The organism is Mesorhizobium sp. M0663, from assembly GCF_040320585.1.
In the GTDB taxonomy this organism is placed as follows: domain Bacteria; phylum Pseudomonadota; class Alphaproteobacteria; order Rhizobiales; family Rhizobiaceae; genus Mesorhizobium.
On the sequence record NZ_JAMYPX010000002.1, the window covers coordinates 99,343 to 115,909 of the forward strand.

The 16,567-nt window shown below is 59.3% G+C and carries 15 protein-coding genes; 6 read left to right on the forward strand and 9 right to left on the reverse strand.

Translation table 11 applies throughout. From position 1 onward, the window contains the following. The first annotated feature begins 249 nt into the window (after positions 1 to 249). From NKI54_RS03785 to NKI54_RS03795, 3 genes are all read left to right on the forward strand, one after another. Positions 250 to 1,227 carry an ABC transporter substrate-binding protein gene (locus tag NKI54_RS03785; protein ID WP_352457851.1) on the forward strand — a complete coding sequence of 326 codons (978 nt, stop codon included), beginning with the start codon at positions 250 to 252 and terminating at the stop codon, positions 1,225 to 1,227. 100 nt (positions 1,228 to 1,327) lie between these two features. After that, positions 1,328 to 2,389, forward strand: a complete 1,062-nt coding sequence (locus NKI54_RS03790) for an ABC transporter permease subunit (protein WP_023680285.1) — start codon at positions 1,328 to 1,330, stop codon at positions 2,387 to 2,389. Further along, on the forward strand, positions 2,382 to 3,137 hold the full coding sequence (locus tag NKI54_RS03795) for an ATP-binding cassette domain-containing protein (RefSeq protein ID WP_023680286.1): 756 nt from the start codon (positions 2,382 to 2,384) through the stop codon (positions 3,135 to 3,137). Before NKI54_RS03790 ends, NKI54_RS03795 begins: the two co-directional genes overlap by 8 nt. A gap of 79 nt (positions 3,138 to 3,216) precedes the next feature. Here the strand turns inward: NKI54_RS03795 and NKI54_RS03800 are convergent, their stop codons facing one another. The 7 genes from NKI54_RS03800 to NKI54_RS03830 form a co-directional block, all read right to left on the reverse strand. Then, entirely contained in the window at positions 3,217 to 3,423 is a 207-nt protein-coding gene (locus NKI54_RS03800; protein ID WP_023680287.1) for a hypothetical protein, read from the reverse strand. Between the two features lie 446 nt (positions 3,424 to 3,869). Further along, complete coding sequence (locus tag NKI54_RS03805) at positions 3,870 to 4,715, reverse strand: carbohydrate ABC transporter permease (RefSeq protein WP_352524729.1); 846 nt, start codon at positions 4,713 to 4,715, stop codon at positions 3,870 to 3,872. 6 nt (positions 4,716 to 4,721) lie between these two features. Next, the gene (locus NKI54_RS03810; RefSeq protein ID WP_502898200.1) at positions 4,722 to 5,618 is read right to left on the reverse strand and encodes a carbohydrate ABC transporter permease; all 897 of its coding nucleotides are present in this window, start codon (positions 5,616 to 5,618) and stop codon (positions 4,722 to 4,724) included. A 140-nt stretch (positions 5,619 to 5,758) separates the two neighbouring features. Continuing rightward, entirely contained in the window at positions 5,759 to 7,012 is a 1,254-nt protein-coding gene (locus NKI54_RS03815) for an ABC transporter substrate-binding protein (protein ID WP_352637586.1), read from the reverse strand. A 624-nt stretch (positions 7,013 to 7,636) separates the two neighbouring features. Beyond that, a complete protein-coding gene (locus NKI54_RS03820) occupies positions 7,637 to 8,782 on the reverse strand; it encodes an ABC transporter ATP-binding protein (RefSeq protein WP_352457855.1) in 1,146 nt (381 codons plus the stop codon). Between the two features lie 148 nt (positions 8,783 to 8,930). Next, positions 8,931 to 9,869: a PfkB family carbohydrate kinase gene (locus tag NKI54_RS03825; RefSeq protein ID WP_352637587.1), complete on the reverse strand. Its 939-nt coding sequence runs from the start codon at positions 9,867 to 9,869 to the stop codon at positions 8,931 to 8,933. 3 nt (positions 9,870 to 9,872) lie between these two features. After that, on the reverse strand, positions 9,873 to 10,673 hold the full coding sequence (locus NKI54_RS03830; protein ID WP_352457857.1) for a beta/alpha barrel domain-containing protein: 801 nt from the start codon (positions 10,671 to 10,673) through the stop codon (positions 9,873 to 9,875). Between the two features lie 230 nt (positions 10,674 to 10,903). Here NKI54_RS03830 and NKI54_RS03835 point away from each other — a divergent pair, with 230 nt between their 5' ends. Continuing rightward, a complete protein-coding gene (locus tag NKI54_RS03835) occupies positions 10,904 to 11,665 on the forward strand; it encodes a DeoR/GlpR family DNA-binding transcription regulator (protein WP_023680295.1) in 762 nt (253 codons plus the stop codon). A 509-nt stretch (positions 11,666 to 12,174) separates the two neighbouring features. Next, positions 12,175 to 13,176, forward strand: a complete 1,002-nt coding sequence (locus NKI54_RS03840; protein WP_352637592.1) for a LacI family DNA-binding transcriptional regulator — start codon at positions 12,175 to 12,177, stop codon at positions 13,174 to 13,176. Here NKI54_RS03840 and NKI54_RS03845 read toward each other — a convergent pair. Beyond that, on the reverse strand, positions 13,157 to 14,131 hold the full coding sequence (locus NKI54_RS03845) for an alpha/beta hydrolase (RefSeq protein WP_352637588.1): 975 nt from the start codon (positions 14,129 to 14,131) through the stop codon (positions 13,157 to 13,159). The two genes, NKI54_RS03840 and NKI54_RS03845, sit on opposite strands and share 20 nt — an antisense overlap. Before the next feature lie 16 nt (positions 14,132 to 14,147). Next, on the reverse strand, positions 14,148 to 15,296 hold the full coding sequence (locus NKI54_RS03850) for a Gfo/Idh/MocA family protein (protein ID WP_352637590.1): 1,149 nt from the start codon (positions 15,294 to 15,296) through the stop codon (positions 14,148 to 14,150). Positions 15,297 to 15,791: 495 nt separating this feature from the next. Between NKI54_RS03850 and NKI54_RS03855 the strand changes: the two genes are divergently transcribed. Then, positions 15,792 to 16,565: a sugar phosphate isomerase/epimerase family protein gene (locus NKI54_RS03855; protein WP_352690975.1), complete on the forward strand. Its 774-nt coding sequence runs from the start codon at positions 15,792 to 15,794 to the stop codon at positions 16,563 to 16,565. Positions 16,566 to 16,567 lie beyond the last annotated feature (2 nt).

Here is a 16,567-nt window from a genome sequence, read left to right on the forward strand (position 1 = left end):
CGCGCCGCGCGGCGCAGTTCTCTGGACCTTGCGGATGCGAGGAAACGGGACTGCGGGCAGCAGGGCTGGTCGGTTTCGACTGGCTGATCTAATGACTGGGCGCCTGGGAGGAGCTGCCCGTAACAGCAAGCAGGCGAAACCCGTTTTCCGGCCGTCAGCGCATTTACGATTCGTAGCCTGAACAGATTGACGGCCATTCCCGATATCAATCGCAACGGCAAATCTGCCAACAATTATGAGGAGGATGTTATGAAGAAGATTGTTGCCGCCCTGGCGGCTCTCGCCATCTGCGCAACGGCGCTGATCACGCCCGCTTTGGCGCAGGACAAGAAGTTCACCATTGCTCTCGTTCCGGGCCTTACCACCGACGGCTTCTACATCACCATGCGCAAAGGCGCTCAGGCGGCGGCCGATGCCCTTGGCGTGACCCTGGTGTTCCAGGGCGCTTCGGATTTCAATCCGGTAACGCAAGTCCCCGTGCTTGACGCGGTCATCGCCAAGAAGCCAGACGCGATCCTGATCGCGCCAACCGACAAGGTTCAATTGGTCGAGCCGCTCCGCAAGGCCAATGATGCCGGCATCCCGGTGATCACCGTCGACACTTTCATCGGCAGCGGCGTCTACCAGACCGGTGCCGGTGAGGCGGATTTCCCGCTGTCCTATATTGCTTCGGACAACATTCTGGGCGGCGAGATCGCCGCGCGGGCATTGGTCAAGGCCATAGGCGGCAAGGGCAAGGTCTATGTTTCCAACGTCAAGCCCGGCATTTCGACCACCGATCAGCGTGAAGAGGGCTTCAAGAAGGAGATGGCGAAGCATCCGGACATCACCGTGCTCGAGACGCAGTTCAACGACGACGACGCCAACAAGGCTGCCTCGCAGCTCCAAGCGACGTTCGCGCGCAACTCCGATCTCGTTGGTGTGTTCGGTGCAAATCTGTTCTCGGCGATCGGCGCGGCGAACGGCGTCAAGCAGGCAGGGCAAAGCGGGACCATCAAGGTCGTCGCGTTCGACGCACCGGTCAGCATCGTCGACAACATCAACACCGGCTTGGTGGACGTTGCGATTGCCCAGCATCCGGCCGAGATCGGCTATTTTGGTGTCGTTTCTGCCTACGCCCACCTGACCGGCCAGTCGATCCCGGTTGCGATCGGCACCGGCTTTACGATCATGGACAAGTCAAACATCGCGGACCCGAACATCTCGAAGTACCTCTATTCCGAATGATTCCAACCAGCTTGGTCCCCTTCCGGCTTGCCGGGAGGAGACCAGCGCCGGGTCTCTGGGACCCTGTTGACGGAGGCCGCGCTGCGGATCGGATGTGTCAATGACTTCAACATCACCAACCGAGCAGAGCGAAACCCATGTCGCCCCTCAGGCCGACCATGGTGATCCGGCCAGGACCTGGCTCGGACGCATCGCCGAAGGGCGCGCCTGGCTGTTTCTCGCCGGCCTGATCATCTGTTTCGAGGTTTGGTCGAGGGCCTCCTTCGGCGCGACCTTCGTGCTCAATCCGTTCAACGTGCAATCCATTGCGATATTTGCCGTGGCGCCGTTGCTGCTTGCGACCGGACAGACATTCGTCATCATTTCGGGAGGCATCGACCTCTCGCTGGGCTTCATCATGGGCCTTGCTGCTGTTGTTGCGGCCCATGCCACGAATCTGGCTGGCGCCGCCATGCCGGTGCCTCTGGCCATGATGGTGGGCATTCTGGCGGCCGTGATCGTCGCGGGAGTCCCTGGCATGATCAACGGCTTGCTGATCTCGCGCCTCAGAATTCCGCCCTTCATCGGCACGCTTGGCATGTTTGGCGTGGCGCGCGGCGCTGCTTTCCTGCTCGCCGGCGGCACGACGGTGCCGGTCCAGAATTCCTGGTTCGCGCTGCTCGGCAACGGCAGGTTCTACGGTGTGCCTTATCTCGTCATCATTGCAGCCGTTTTCGTCGTCGCGATGCACTACATCCTGAGCCAGACCCGGTTCGGCCAGCATAACTACGCCATCGGCGCCAATGTGCAGGCGGCTCGTCGTGCCGGCATCGACATCAGAGGCCATATCCTGCGCCTCTATGTGCTTTCGGCGATGTGCGCAGGCCTCGGTGGCGCCCTCTATGCAGCGCGCTTCACCGCGGGCGCGGCCCAGGCCGGCGAGCCGTTGCTGCTCGACAGCGTCGCAGCCGTCGTGATCGGCGGCGCCAGCCTGTTCGGTGGATCGGGCACGATCTTCGGGACGGTCGCCGGTGCGCTGGTGATCGCGGTCATTCAGTACGGGCTGGTTTTCGTCAATGTCGAGCCGTTCTGGCAGTTCATCGCCGTCGGCGTCGTCATCATCATTTCCGTTCTCATCGACCAGGCGCAGCGCCGGTTCAGTGGAGCCCGTCAGGATGAATAGCCCAGGCCAGACCACCCCCCTCCTGGAAGTCCGGAATCTTTCCAAGCACTTCGGCGCCGTCCGGGCGCTCAACGATTTCTCCATGGTCGTGCGGCCGGGCGAAGTGGTGGCCCTGGCGGGCGACAACGGCGCCGGCAAGACCACGCTGATCAAGGCGATATCGGGCGTCTTTCAGCCGACGGGCGGTGAAATTCTGCTGAGGGGTCAGCCGGTGACATTTGCGACACCGCATGAGGCGCGCGAAAAAGGCATCGAAACCATCTATCAGGATCTCGCTCTCGCCGACAATTTGTCCATCGGCGCCAATATCTTCCTTGGCCGTGAACCCATGCGCAAGGCCTTCGGTTTCTTGCCGGTGCTCGATCGCAAGGCCATGGCCGTCGCCGCCAAGAAGACCATGGGGCGATTGGACTTCCATGTCAGCCGGCTCGATGCCCCGGTCAGCAATTTCTCCGGCGGTCAACGGCAGGCTGTTGCCATCGGCCGGGCCGTCTATTGGGACGCGCAGATCCTGATCATGGACGAACCGACCGCGGCCCTCGGCGTGCCCGAACAGCGCAAGGTCATTTCGCTCATCCACCAACTCAAGGCCCAAGGCAGGGGCGTAATCTTCATCTCGCACAATTTGCTGGATATTTTCGCCGTGTCCGACCGCATCATCGTGCTGCGGCGCGGCGTCCAGGCCGGCGAGCGCAAGATATCGGAAACCAACCATGACGAAGTCGTCAAGCTGATGGTTGGCGGATAGACCGCGAGCCGGAAAGCGTAGACCCGCCAGCCGGGAGCCAATGCAATCTCCTCGTAGGATCTACCCTAAAAGGGCAGCTTCAGCGCATAATCCCCGTAGTCTGTTTCATGCGATCAATGATCTCCGCCATCAGCGCCAAGTCGCGACGAGAGTCCGCGAGATCGGTCAGAGGTTTGGTGCCGTCCATGATGTGGCGATGGAAGCTTTCGAGCTCATTGGAGAAGGCATCGCCATAGAGCGGCCCGTATGTCCGCGTCACAGGACCGCCGACGCCGGCTTTCGTCACTTCCAGCCGCGCTGATCGATGCCTTGTCCGCGTTTCCGCATGTTTTATAAAAATTTGACACGCGTCAAGATTTAAAATGGTGTGCCGCGGGTTTTGATGTGCTGCATTGCAGCAGACCGGTGTCGAGCGATCGCGGCATCAGATGGCGAAATCGACAAGGCAGGGGATGCCGAGGCCAGGCTAGAAGCCGGCTTGGTCAGCAGTCGGATTCAACTTCCGAGTGCGCCACTCAGGTCGACGGCAGCGGCGTCAGCGCCGGGCCATCGGGGCGAAACAGTTGGGAAACCGCGGGAGAGATGTCGAGCGCGATCAGTCGCCGCCTTCGGCCTGCACGACCCTCGACGTGCAGGATTTGGCATAGCGCTGGCGCTGTCAAAGACCGGACCTTCGGGGCCGGAATGGGTTGATGTGTTCAGCAGCGAACAGCGAACTGGCAGTCAGTTTGCTCAGCTCTTCACCGACCCGGCGGCCAGGCCCGCGAGGAAGTAACGTTGTGCAATCAGATACAGGATCAGAAGCGGGAGTGATCCCAGCACGCTCATCGCCATCATCTCGTTCCATTCGAACGCATGTTGGCCCATAAGCAACTCGATACCGATCGGAACGGTCCGCATGTCCGTCGACTTCGTCAAAGTAAGCGCAAAAAGGAACTCGTTCCACGCCAACAGAAACGTATAGACCGCGGTCGCGACGACGCCGGGGACTGAAAGAGGGATAATCACACGCCATAGCGCTGTCCAACTTGACCCCCCATCGACCAGCACTGCCTCATCGAGTTCCTTTGGCAGGGTATTGAGATAGCCGGTCATCAGAAGGATTGCGTAAGGCAGGGTGAATACCATGTAGGTTAGAATCAGCGCGAAATAGGTGTTGAAAATGCCGAAGGCGACGACCATGCCGAAATAGGGAATCAGAAGCGTGATCGGCGGTACGGTCTGTGTGCTGATGATGAAGACGTTAAGCGTATTCTTAAGCCGGAATGAATAGCGGCTGAAGCCATAGGCCGTCAGAATGGCGATCAGTAACGTCAGAAGGGTTACCACTCCCGCGACCAGATAGCTGTTGAGAAAGAAGCGCACCTTGGTCGGATCATTGAAGATCGAAAGATAGGCCACGTTCGTGAAATGGTCGGGCAGCAGTCTCGGCGGCAGGGCAAAGATCTCGGTGTTCGATTTCAACGAAGTGAAAAACATCCACAGGATTGGAAAGCCTGCAAAGACCAGACCGGCCGCGAGCCCGAGATATGTCAGTACGGTCGGCAAAACGGTGTTTTTGAAGGAGCGCTTTGCCATTGCCGGTCACCTGGCCTTCTGGTGTTTGATGTAGAAGTAAGTCGCGCCCATCGAGATGATCAAGATGAAGATCGCGCTCGCCGAAGCCTGTGAAAATTCGTAACTCGAAAACGCAAGCTTATAGGTATACGTGCTCAGCACCTCGGTCGAATGGATCGGTCCACCGCCCGTTGTCATCCAGACCAGGGGGAAGACTTGCATCGTCCAGATGAAATCCAGCAGGGCGATGCTGATGATGATCGGCATCAGCTGCGGGATCGTGATGTACCGAAACTTTTGGAACTCATTGGCGCCATCGATGCCGGCGGCTTCGTAAAGGTCCTTGGGGATGCCCTGGAGACCGGCGAGCAAGCTGACCATATATAGAGGGTATCCCGCCCAGATGTTCGCAAACGTCAACGCATGGATCGCGGTTTTCGTCGAGGAGAACCACTCGACCTTGAAGTTGACGATATGGAGCGTCATCAAAATGCTGTTGACCACGCCATTGGGATCCAAAAGCAGCCGCCAGATGATCGCGATGATGACTGCCGTAAAGAGCCATGGCAAAATGTAGAGAACACGCAGGATGCTTCTAATCATCGGAGGGACGCGTTGGGTGTTCAGCAATAGGGCGAAGGCCAGGCCGATTAGAAGGTGGAAAATGACGCTCATCACCGTGAAATAGAGGGTCTGCCCGACCGACTGCCAGAAGACTGGATCTGTGAAGATCGTCTCGTAGTTCTGCAACCCTATGAAAGCAGCGTCCTTTTTCATGATTGCGCCGTCCATCAGCGAATAGCGCAGGACCGTGATCATGGGAAACAGCATTAGCAGACAAAACAAAAACGTGGCGGGTGCCACATAAAACAGCGGAGTGAGCCGCTTTCTCGTCTTGTAAGAAAGCATGCCACGCTTGCGCATTTTCGTTCGCGTGACGATCAAACCTTCGTTGGCGAGGCTCATGAGGTACAATCCGCTTGGTCATCGACCGTATGGTCCGGTTCCGATGCAGCGGCAGCGCGATAGATGTTATCGCGCTGCCGAATTGTCTGAAGCAGCGCCTACTTGGCGAAGTCAAGCAACCACTGCTTTTGCGTGTTGGCAGCGGCCTCCTTTGCGGTTTGCTGGCCGTCGAACATCTTTTGCACTTCGACGTTCATGTCGCGCATCAGGTCTTCGGCCACCGGCAAGCCCACGAATTCATTGGCCAAGTGACCGCTTTGGAAGATCTTGAAGGCTTCCTCGAACAGCGGGTCCGATTTCGAGAAGTCAGGCTTCGCTTGCACGTTGCCCGGAAAGGCATTTGCGAGCGATACCAGGCGGCCGTTCACTTCCGGGCTCATCAGATATTCAACAAGCTTCCAGGCTTCTGCCTTATGCTCGGTGCTGTTGCTAATGCCGATGCCCCAAGAGGCATAGGGCAGTCCGCGCTTACCCGTATAGCCGTCGACCGCAGGAAGCGCAGAGATACCGAACTTGAGATTGGGGTTACGCTGGCGGATAAGATTGATATGAGCCAGCGAGTCGATCATCATTCCGACACGGCCGTTGACGAACTCTTCGACCTTGTCCTGTTCCTTCTTGGCAAAGATGCCTGGCGATATGACGCCGGCGTCCTGTAGCGACTTGACGTATTCGAGTGTACCGACCACGGCCTCATTTTCCACGTCGGGCTTGCCGTCCTTGAGCATCGATGCTCCGGAAGCCCAGACCCAAGACATCACGTCGTTCTGGATGCCGCCGGGGTTTTGCAGCGATAGCGGCAGCACCCACCCGTACTCGTTCTTGTCCGCATTGGTCATCTTCTTCGCGGCAGCGGCGAATTCTGTGCGGTTGGCCGGCATCTTGTCGACACCAGCAGCCTTGGCCAGATCGAGGTTGACGAAGACCGGGTATACGAACGAGGCGAGCGGGAACATGACGCTTTGGCCGTTGACCTTGATGATGTCAGCGATCTGGCTCTGATCATATTTGGCGTCAGCCATCAGGCTGTCCATGGAAGCGATTGCGCCCTGCTTTGCAAGGCCATTGACCCATGCTCCGTCCAGGCCGACGACGTCGCTGAGCGTCCCCGACGCGGCGCCGACTACGATCTGATCATGGGTGGCGGAATAGGGACCGCTGACGAGCGTCACCTTGATACCAGGGTTTTTGGCTTCGAAGTCGTCCATGATGCTACGCAGAGCACCGGCGGGCATTTCCGGCTCCCACCATTGGATGAATTCGAGATTGGTCTCAGCAAAGGCGCAGGTAGCAGACAGTGCCCAGACAGCCACAGCGGACGTGGCCGCAGCAATATATCTTCTGACGTTCATGTTTTCCTCCTAGGAGCGACGTTTGGCTCGATCCTCCCGATCGCGATCAAACTAGGTTCTTTTCCGGGTCTTTGTGTCAATCAAGAACTGCAATCGTGAAAAATGGGTAGGATGCCGGGACGTTATGACTGAATGTAAGCCATTGATTGGTATATGGTTTTCTTAAGTTCTCTGGGGTTAGTTTTTCCCTTGTGCACATTGCTTGTGCCGCTTCTTTCTCTATTTTCGTAAACAAATGAAAGCCACTCCCCTAAAAAGAAAACAAATGAAAGTCGTATATTCGAAGAGAAAAAACGCCATTCGGTGGGGTCGCGCGCTCGCGTAGACGTCGCAATTCAGAGGCGTTCAGGCGATCGTTTTGGTTGTCGATGACAGGGTGCCGCCGGGCACAAGACGATCTCCACCTCCGGTGGAAAAATCGGCTGTCGCGCGCTGAACCGATGTCGAGCAAGTCTCACCATTTGCCAACGAAGACGGCCCGAGCTGTGATGGGCGAGCGAGAACTGGTCGGATTGCCCAGGAGAGCGAAGCCAGCGTCTACCGTCACCTACGCAAATGGACCAGAAGACGGAAGCGACATTTGCGTCTCCGTCCCTTTAGCCGGGTCAACCATCGCGGATCACGCTAGATTGTGAGGTGCGTCTGGGGATCGAAGAAGTGCAACTTGGCCGCATCGATCGCCAGATCAATCAACGCGCCCGGCCGGACCGCGCTGACGGCTTCAAACCTCGCTACGACATTTGCTGCGCCGCTTAGATCTTCAACAGCATCTGGGTCGCCAGAATCGATTCGAACCGCGTCGACCTTCAAATGAACGATAAGCTCGGATCCCAATTCCTCTGTCGTCTTCACGATGGCCGGTAGAGTGGCATGTCGCGATCCCGATTCCAGACTGCTGTCGTAAAGATCCTCGGGGCGTATGCCGAAAATGAGCGTCTTGCCTTCGAAGGCGCTCAGACCAGGAGAGCGCTCAAACGCACTCGTCGGCACCGGTATCGAAAAGGTCGGCAGGTTGATCCTGCCATTGTGCAAACGGCCTTCGAACAGGTTCATCGACGGCGAGCCGATGAAACCCGCGACGAAGGCATTGACTGGTCGATTATACAGCGTCTTTGGCGTGTCGACCTGCTGAAGGACACCGCCTTTCAAGACCGCAACCCGGTCGCCCATGGTCAAGGCTTCGGTCTGATCGTGTGTTACATAAATCGTGGTCACCCCCAGCTGTCTTTGCAGGCTGACAATTTCCGCGCGCATTTGCACGCGCAGCTTGGCATCGAGGTTTGACAAGGGTTCATCCATGAGAAAGGCTGCCGGTTCGCGCACCATCGCGCGCCCCATGGCGACCCTCTGGCGTTGTCCGCCAGACAGCGCGGCCGGCTTACTGTCGAGCAGCGTGTGCAGCTGCAGGGTCTTTGCTATTTCATGGACGCGCTTCGTCCGCTCGGCCTTGCTCTTCCCCGCAAGCTTCATCGAGAAGCCTATGTTGTCGAACACTGTCATATGCGGATAAAGGGCATAGTTCTGAAAGACCATCGCAATATCCCGGTCCTTCGGCGCTAGATCCTCAACATTCTCTCCACCAATGGTCAGGGTTCCGCTGCTGATCTCCTCCAGCCCCGCGATCATGCGCAAGGCTGTCGATTTTCCGCATCCCGAAGGGCCAACGAGAATGAGGAACTCGCCGTCGTTTATCGTCAGGCTAAGATCCTTGATGGCTTGGAATTTCGTCCCGTAGGTCTTGCAAATTTTGTCCAACACAACAACAGCCACGTCACATCCTCCCTATTGTCAGCGCTACCTAAACATCGAATAGCCTCCGCGCGGCGCGACTGCAGATCGAACCGGCATTGCTATCTGCGCGGTTAACCGCGCGCCTCGGACGTCCCACCAGCAGCGGCAATATCCGAGTGATGAATTCTCAGTCTGGCGACGTAATCGGTATGGGCACAGGTGCATTTTCTTTCGCCATCCACGCGACACAGGCGTTGTGATCCGGCAGAGCCATGCGGCCACCCCGGCCCGTCACTGAGATCGCGGCCGCGGCAGTTGCATAAACAGCGCAGGCGACAGGCTGCTTTCGCTGCGTAAGGGCGAAGGCATAGGCGCCATGAAAACAATCCCCCGCGCCGGTCGTGTCCACTGCCCTGACCTTGTAGGCCGGAACGTGCCACAAAACGACATCGTCCTTTTGCCGGATATAGGCTCCTCGATCGCCTTCGGTTAACACGACCGCGGAGCGGTCATCTGACCACAGCTTGCGCAGGATCGCTGTCGCCTTGGCCTCGCCAGTATAGGTTTGGGCAAATTTCAGAGGCAATACCAGGTGATTTGACAGGCGGATCAATCGTTCGGTCGCAGGTCCGACAGTCCACTCAATATCGGCCACCACCGCCAGACCCAGCTTACGGGCACGAGCAACAATCATGTCAGCGTGCGTGGCGTAACCGTCGATCAGCAGCACCTGGGCTTGCGCAAGGACGCTATCGGCCAGCGCATCGGAGGTCCCGTGCGGCACATCATCATCATAGGCGATGAACCTGTCACCATCGGGCGCGACCGTAATAACCGACCGGATCGGCTTGGCATCGGCACGACGTGGCGCGAAAGATATGTCGACGCCGTGTCGTTCAAGCTCGTGGGCGCCGACATCCGTAAGTGGCTGATCACTCAGCCAGCCGATGAAACCGGCACGCCCCCCCAGCTTGGCGACAGCAACGAGTGCCGTCGCCACATTGCCGCCGTGGTCCTTCGTGCGATTTGTCACCTTCCCTTTGCCAGCACCCAGCGGGCTGTCGACATAGATGATGTCGTCAATCGCCAAGGCTCCGAAGCCCAAAACCTGCAGATTGCCGGTCACAGCTCACGTGCCCGCAGCCGCCAAAGCGTCTTGCGGTGCCATCCCATCGTGAATGACGCACTTGAATGCACGCGCTGCCATCGTGGTGTCACCGTGCCCCCACAGATTGCGCCCCACGACGGCACCCTTCGCACCGGCGCGCAGGGCTTCAGACGTCTGGGTGAGAGCGCCCAGAAGATCCTCGGTCTTCGGACCGCCGGCGATAACGATGGGAACCGGGCAAGTTGCCACGGTTTCCTTGAATGAGTCGAAGTCCCCGGTGTATCCGACCTTGATCACGTCAACACCGGTCTCAAAACCAATCCGCACTGCGTAGGCGATTTCGTCGGGGGTGAAGACGATCTTGCAGCCGTTTGAATAGTCGCGGGGATAAACATGTGCAACGACCGGCATTTCGAAACGAGCAGCCGCGTTGACCGTATCGGTAAGCCAACGAATGTAGTGACCCTCGGTATCGCCCCGCACCGGAATGGCGACCGCCAGCGCATCGGCACCATAGCGCACTGCATCTTCGGGCGTCGCGATCAACTGACTGATCCGATCGTCGGGCGTAAAGCATCCCGCCTGAATGACCAGCGCTGCCTTGCCGGCGTAAGCCGGCCACAAATGACGCGCCGCACCAGGTTGAATGCTGATGTAATCTGGCTCTCCGGCCATCACCCGCTTGAGCGCGCCGGGCAGATCCGCAAGGCCTCCCTCGCGGACGTTGCCGTACCCTACGAAATGGTCGACGGCACCACCGAACAGGTTCCCAGATCGATGCGAGAACAGCCGCGACAAGCGAATTTTAGTTCCAAGGCCCATATCAGTGCAGTCCCTTCGCAATTGTTGATCTGACGTTGAGGACCCTAACTCGAAAGCAAAACAATATTCAATATTTCGATTTCTTTCGTTTCGATATAGGTTGCAACTGCAACGGCTAGCGTTCGCTGCGGTGAGGCGGTATCCCTCGAATTCTCAAACGCAGGCCGGTTTCCTATTCGATTTTCGAAAGGTTGGCGTGCAGTTATCCAAACAGCAATTCGGGGTTACACATGCTTGCGGAACAACGGCGACATCAGATCATGCTCGCGCTTCAGCGGACCGGCCAGGCGCGTACCAGCCAACTGGCGGAAAACTTCGGCGTCTCCGAGGTGACCATCAGGTCCGACCTGGAAATTCTGGATGCAAAAAAGCAGTTGATCAAAACGCATGGCGGTGCGATCGCCTTGCCCGCTGATTCGCCAGCGGCGGCCTTCGAAGAGCGGATGTCTCGCAATTTCGATGCCAAACGGCGTATCGCGCAGATGGCGGCGCGCCAGATCATAGACAACCAGTCCGTGGTGTTCGACAGCGGCTCGACGTTGCTGCAGGTCGCAATGCAGATGCCCCCGGTCAACAATGTGGTAGTAGCCACAACCGCGATGAACATTGCACAGCATCTGATGTATCGCCCTGGGCTGGACGTGCATATGATAGGCGGTCGGGTCTATCCCTCGACGGTCAGCACGATCGTGTCGGATTTTGATAGGGCTGTGGGCGGCCTTGTGGCCCACCAAGCGTTCCTCAGCGCGCATGCGATCGATCAGTCATTCGATGTCGTCGATGTCTCAGAAGACATTGCGCGCACAAAACGCAATCTGGTTCGTATGGCCAGGCGCGTGATCCTTGTGGCGGATTCAAGCAAATGGGATATTGGCGCCTCATCTAAGGCATTTTCGTTGTCACGTGTCGATCTGATCATCACCGACACCGCTATGCCCTATGGGATTCGCAGTCGATTGGACAAGCTGGGAGTCGAAGTGCGCTATGTGTAGGTGCCTTCCGGATTGTGGTGCCCAGAATTGGCAGCGTGTCCCATTGGCAACCGACGTTTCGGAGTACGAAGACAAATTTAGCACATTAAGGATCTTCATATCGCGCTAGACTGGAAAGCGCGCTGTTGCTGCCCTCAGCATCTCGGTGCCGACGCTGCGTCAATCGCCGAAGCTCGATCTCGCCGGCTGAGACCAGCTTCTTCACCTCGCGGAACCTCCCGGCGTTTCTCCCCAGGGCCCGACTCGAACGACCCCTCTCAGTCGCGTGCAATTCTGCCTGGCGGCAACCGATATTCGGAGTCAATATGGCTTGTACTTTTCGCGTCAACTAATAAATTTACGCGTGAAAAAATTCAGCGATACGCGTTGAAACTGCTGAAGCTCTCTGTAAAATTTTGCCTTGCCGTTGCACGGCAGCGTATGCGGGTACCCTGGGGCAGCGCTAGGGCAACCCAGTGATTGGATGTCCAGAACGCGAGGCGTTTGAATTGCCGACGACGCACAAGACGATGGATGATTTTGCCCGCTCTTGCGGCGTCTCCAGGCCGACGCTGTCGAAATATTTCGACGATCCGACCAGCGTCAAGCCAGCGACACGGCAGCGTATCGAAGAGGCGCTGCGCTCGTCCGACTACCAGCCCAATCTGTTTGCACGCAACCTGAACCGCAAGCGGACCCGCAGCATCGGCATCATGGTGCCGACAGTGGCCGACCCCTTTTATTCGGAGATGGTCAGCCGCATCGAACTAAGGCTGCGCGACGAAGGCTACTGGCCGATCGTGATCTCCTCGCACGGCTCGCGCGAGCTCGAAGTGGAGGCAACGCGAACCATCCTGTCGCTGAAGGTCTCCGGTGCACTCATCGCGCCGCTCGGCCTGCGCTCGGACCACCGCACGCTGGAGAAGCTGACGCAGGCCATACCGGTGGTCTATTTCGACACCTATCTCGAAGGCGGAACGCCGTTCGTCGGCAACAACAATGCCCAGAGCGTCTCGACCATCGTCGAGTATCTGTGCCGGTCCGGCGACGCCCCGGTCTATTTCGATATCCCGCACGTCAACCACAACTCGCCAGAACGACTGAAAAGCTATATCGCTTCTATGAAGCGGCTCGGGCATGAGCCTGTCGTCATCGGCAACACCGACGAGTACACATGGGATTTCGAACGGATCGGCTACGAGCAAATGGAAAAAATGCTCGGCAATGGCGGCCTGTCGGGCAAGACCATTCTGTGCAACAACGACCGTCTCGCCTTCGGCGTGATGGCGGCCGCCTACGCGCAAGGCCTCAAGGTCGGTCGCAAGGCCGACTGCGACCTGCGTGTCGCAGCTCATGACGATCACCCGCTGAGCCGCTACACATGTCCAGGCCTCACCACCATGGCGCAGGACTTCGCCGCCATGGCGGGATATAGCGTCGAGACGCTGCTGGCCCTGCTGAACGAGGATGGAGCTGAGGTTGCCGCTAAGGTCAATCTCGACGCGACGCTGGTTATGCGTCAATCGGCCTGAGCTTTCCATCGAAGCCGCGCCACGCGGCAACCGCCGCGCCGACGGCTTGCCGCGAGGCCGGACCATGGCGGCCCATCGAGACAAAGCCGTGGATCTGGCCAGGCCAGCGCCTCAGCACGACAGGCACGCCGTCATCTTGCAGACGCTTTGCGTAAGCCTCACCCTCGTCAACGAGAATGTCATGACCGGCGATCGCGACAAAGGCTGGTGCTGCGCCGGCAAGGCTGGCGACCTTCAGCGGCGACACGCGCCAGTCGTCGATATCCCCGGCATGGTTGACATAGTGGTCGCGGAACCAGGCCATCGTTGCCGCGGTGAGACCATAGCCCTCAGCAAAACGGCGATAGCTGTCCGCTGTCTGCGAGGCATCCGTGTTCGGATAGAACAGCAATTGCACGGTCGGCGGATTCTTGCTCCTACGCACCATCAGGCACAGCACCGCAGCGAGATTGCCACCGGCGCTGTCGCCGGCGACAGCGATCCGCTCCGCGTCGATGCCGAGATCGTCGGCCGCACTTTGCATGAAGGCAAATGCTGCGCGACAATCCTCGATGGCGGCCGGGAATTTGTGTTCCGGCGCCAGCCGATAGTCGGGACAGACGACCACACAGGCCGCCATGTTGGCAAACCAGCGGCAGATCTCGTCATGGGAATCGAGATTGCCGATCACCCAGCCGCCGCCATGCAGATAAAGCAACGCTGGGGCACTGGCCAAGGCCGCCCGTCGCCCGTGATAGATCCTGAGCGTCAACGGGCCGCTAGGCCCGTCGATGAAGCGTTCGTTCAGTGAGGCGACCGGCTCGCGTTCACCCTGCAGTGTGGGAAAGCTCTCCTCATAGGCGCGCCGCGCCTCTTCAGGCGTGCCGGCGTCGAACGGCCGCGCAGGAGCCTGTCGGCCGAGGTCGAGCACATGCCGGGCTTCCGGATCGAGAAATGATGAAAGCAACGTAGCCATCGACTGATCCTACGCCTCAGGCAAGCAGGCTCGTCGCCTCGTCCTCGCCAAGAAGCGGCGGCTGGTCGACCGCCCCGTTGGCGGCGACGGACTCGCGGCTTTCTCCCGAAGCGAGGATCGCCTCCATGATCTCCAGCACATGCAAAGCGAGATCGCCGGAGGCGCGGGGTTTTCTGCCCGTCCTCAGCGCATGCGACAGATCGGCGACGCCAAGCATGCGGTAGTTGGCGCGGTCGGGCGCGGCGTAAGGCCAGTTGCGCCCCCCGTAGAGCTCGCTCTCGCTATGGAAGTCGGCCCAGTCGGCGCCGCGTTCCGAAAGCGATACGGTGCCGCCGAACGTGTCAGGATCGGGCAGGCGCAGTGAGCCTTCCGTGCCGTGCAGTTCGATAGGGTGATTGGAGTGTCTGAAGACATCCCAGGAGGCTCCGAAGGTGACGGTGGCGCCCGATCGGAACTCCAGCAGCGATAGGATGTTGGTCGGCGTGCCGACCTTGAAACTGGTGTTCCTGTAGGGACCTTCGGCAGTGATAAGGCGCACTTCCTGTCCCCGAGTCGCCATCGCCATCACGCGTGCCACCGGCCCAAGCAGGTTGACCAGCATGGTCAGGTAATAGGGGCCCATGTCGAAGATTGGGCCGGCGCCCGGCTGATAGTAAAATTGCGGATTGGGATGCCAGTGCTCCATGCCGCGCCCCATCATGAAGGCGGTGCCGGTGACGGCGCGGCCGATCGCGCCCTCGTCCATCAGGCGGCGCGCCCGCCGTCCGGCTGCGCCGAGAAAAGTGTCGGGGGCCGAGCCTAGGAGCAGATTGCGCTTCGCCGCCTCGGCGACAAGCCGGCGGCCGTCCCTAGCCGAGGTTGACAGCGGCTTTTCGGTGAAAACATGCTTGCCCGCCGAAAGCGCCGAAAACGAGATGTCGAAATGCGCCGCCGGGACGGTCAGGTTGAGGACAAGGTCGATGTCCGGATCGGCTAGAAGCGTGTCGACGCTGACTGCCCGGATGCCGTATTCGCTGCCGCGCAGTGCCGCCAGTTCGGTGGAAATGTCGGCGCATGCACGCAACTCGAGGCCGCCGAAGAGCGCCGCGTTGCGCAGATAAGTCATCGAGATGTTGCCGCATCCGACAATGCCGATACCGAGCTTAATCTGTGATTTTGCTTGCATTTTCGAGTCTGCCTCCCAACGCGATGACACTTCGGCGGGCCTGCTGAATCGGTCGCGAGCCGCAATCACAGCCCGCTATACAGCACTTTAAATATTGACGCGCGTAAAATTTTTGCAGAACATGCGAAAATGCTGGCGCAACATTGGAGGCCCCAGCCTTCAGGGGAGGAAATGACTGACATGAAAAACGGCCGACCGCCGCTACGAAGCCTGTGGGTCACGTCACCATCGCCGATCGCCGGCAATTTCTCATCGGCGCCGGCATGCTGGGCGCCGCAGCGCTCGACACGGGTCTCGGCATTCGACCGGCGCGGGCGCAATCACGTTCCGAAATCAGCTTGCCAGCGCCGCCTTCTTCGGCAAGGAAACCTTTGGCGACCTAATCAAGGCCTTCAACGAACGGCAGGACCGCAAGGCTAACGCGGGGCGGCATCAAGGAATGAAAGGACGATCGTGAAAGACCTGAAAGTCGGTTGCCAGACCTTTACCTGGGAAATGCTCGGAGAGGGCTTTGCCGGCGGCCCGGACGATCTCTTGAAGGCGATCGCCGATGGCGGCTATGCCGGCATCGAGATCACCGACACGATGATCGGCCGATATGCCGACAAGCCGGCGGAGTTCGCGACCGCGCTCAAGGCGTCAGGCCTGACGCTCGTCTCCTTCGCCTTCGGTTCCAAGAGCGGCTTCACGCTCAAGGAGAAGATCGGCAACGACCTCGAGACCGCGAAGCGATGGATCGACTTCGCTGCTGCCTTTCCGGACACGCTGGTGTCGATGGGCTCGGCGACAGTCGTCTCCGACGGCCCGCGCGACGACAAATTTGCCATCGCCGCGGAGGTCTACAACAAGGCGGGGGAGCTAGGGCGCAAGGCGGGCGTCCAGGTCGCGGTGCATCCGAGTTCGCACCACAACACGCTGCTCTTCGATCGCGCCGACTACGACCGGATCTTTGGGCTGGTCGATCCGTCGCTCGTCGGCTGGGTGCCGGATACCGGCCACATCTTGCGTGGCCATCGGAACATGGCCGATACGCTCACCACCTATCGCGACCGCATCCGCTACGTGCACCTGAAGGATGTCGATGCCAGCGGCACATGGGCGATGCTCGGCAAGGGCGTCTGCGATACCGCGGCGGTGATCGACATCGCCAGTGCAGCGCCACGCTTCAATGGCTGGCTGGTGCTGGAAGAGGAATCCGAGACCGCGGCCGCCCATCCGGCGGCCGCGGTCAAGACCAACCGCCAGACGATGCGCGGCTACGGCGCCTGAGG

What these genes read in the sequence shown, in the direction of transcription:
- NKI54_RS03785 (WP_352457851.1), top strand. Translation starts at nt 250, where the DNA reads ATGAAGAAGATTGTTGCCGCCCTGGCGGCTCTCGCCATCTGCGCAACG.
- NKI54_RS03790 (WP_023680285.1), top strand. Translation starts at nt 1,328, where the DNA reads ATGACTTCAACATCACCAACCGAGCAGAGCGAAACCCATGTCGCCCCT.
- NKI54_RS03795 (WP_023680286.1), top strand. Translation starts at nt 2,382, where the DNA reads ATGAATAGCCCAGGCCAGACCACCCCCCTCCTGGAAGTCCGGAATCTT.
- NKI54_RS03805 (WP_352524729.1), bottom strand. Translation starts at nt 4,715, where the DNA reads ATGGCAAAGCGCTCCTTCAAAAACACCGTTTTGCCGACCGTACTGACA.
- NKI54_RS03810 (WP_502898200.1), bottom strand. Translation starts at nt 5,618, where the DNA reads ATGCGCAAGCGTGGCATGCTTTCTTACAAGACGAGAAAGCGGCTCACT.
- NKI54_RS03815 (WP_352637586.1), bottom strand. Translation starts at nt 7,012, where the DNA reads ATGAACGTCAGAAGATATATTGCTGCGGCCACGTCCGCTGTGGCTGTC.
- NKI54_RS03830 (WP_352457857.1), bottom strand. Translation starts at nt 10,673, where the DNA reads ATGGGCCTTGGAACTAAAATTCGCTTGTCGCGGCTGTTCTCGCATCGA.
- NKI54_RS03835 (WP_023680295.1), top strand. Translation starts at nt 10,904, where the DNA reads ATGCTTGCGGAACAACGGCGACATCAGATCATGCTCGCGCTTCAGCGG.
- NKI54_RS03840 (WP_352637592.1), top strand. Translation starts at nt 12,175, where the DNA reads ATGGATGATTTTGCCCGCTCTTGCGGCGTCTCCAGGCCGACGCTGTCG.
- NKI54_RS03845 (WP_352637588.1), bottom strand. Translation starts at nt 14,131, where the DNA reads ATGGCTACGTTGCTTTCATCATTTCTCGATCCGGAAGCCCGGCATGTG.
- NKI54_RS03850 (WP_352637590.1), bottom strand. Translation starts at nt 15,296, where the DNA reads ATGCAAGCAAAATCACAGATTAAGCTCGGTATCGGCATTGTCGGATGC.
- NKI54_RS03855 (WP_352690975.1), top strand. Translation starts at nt 15,792, where the DNA reads ATGCTCGGAGAGGGCTTTGCCGGCGGCCCGGACGATCTCTTGAAGGCG.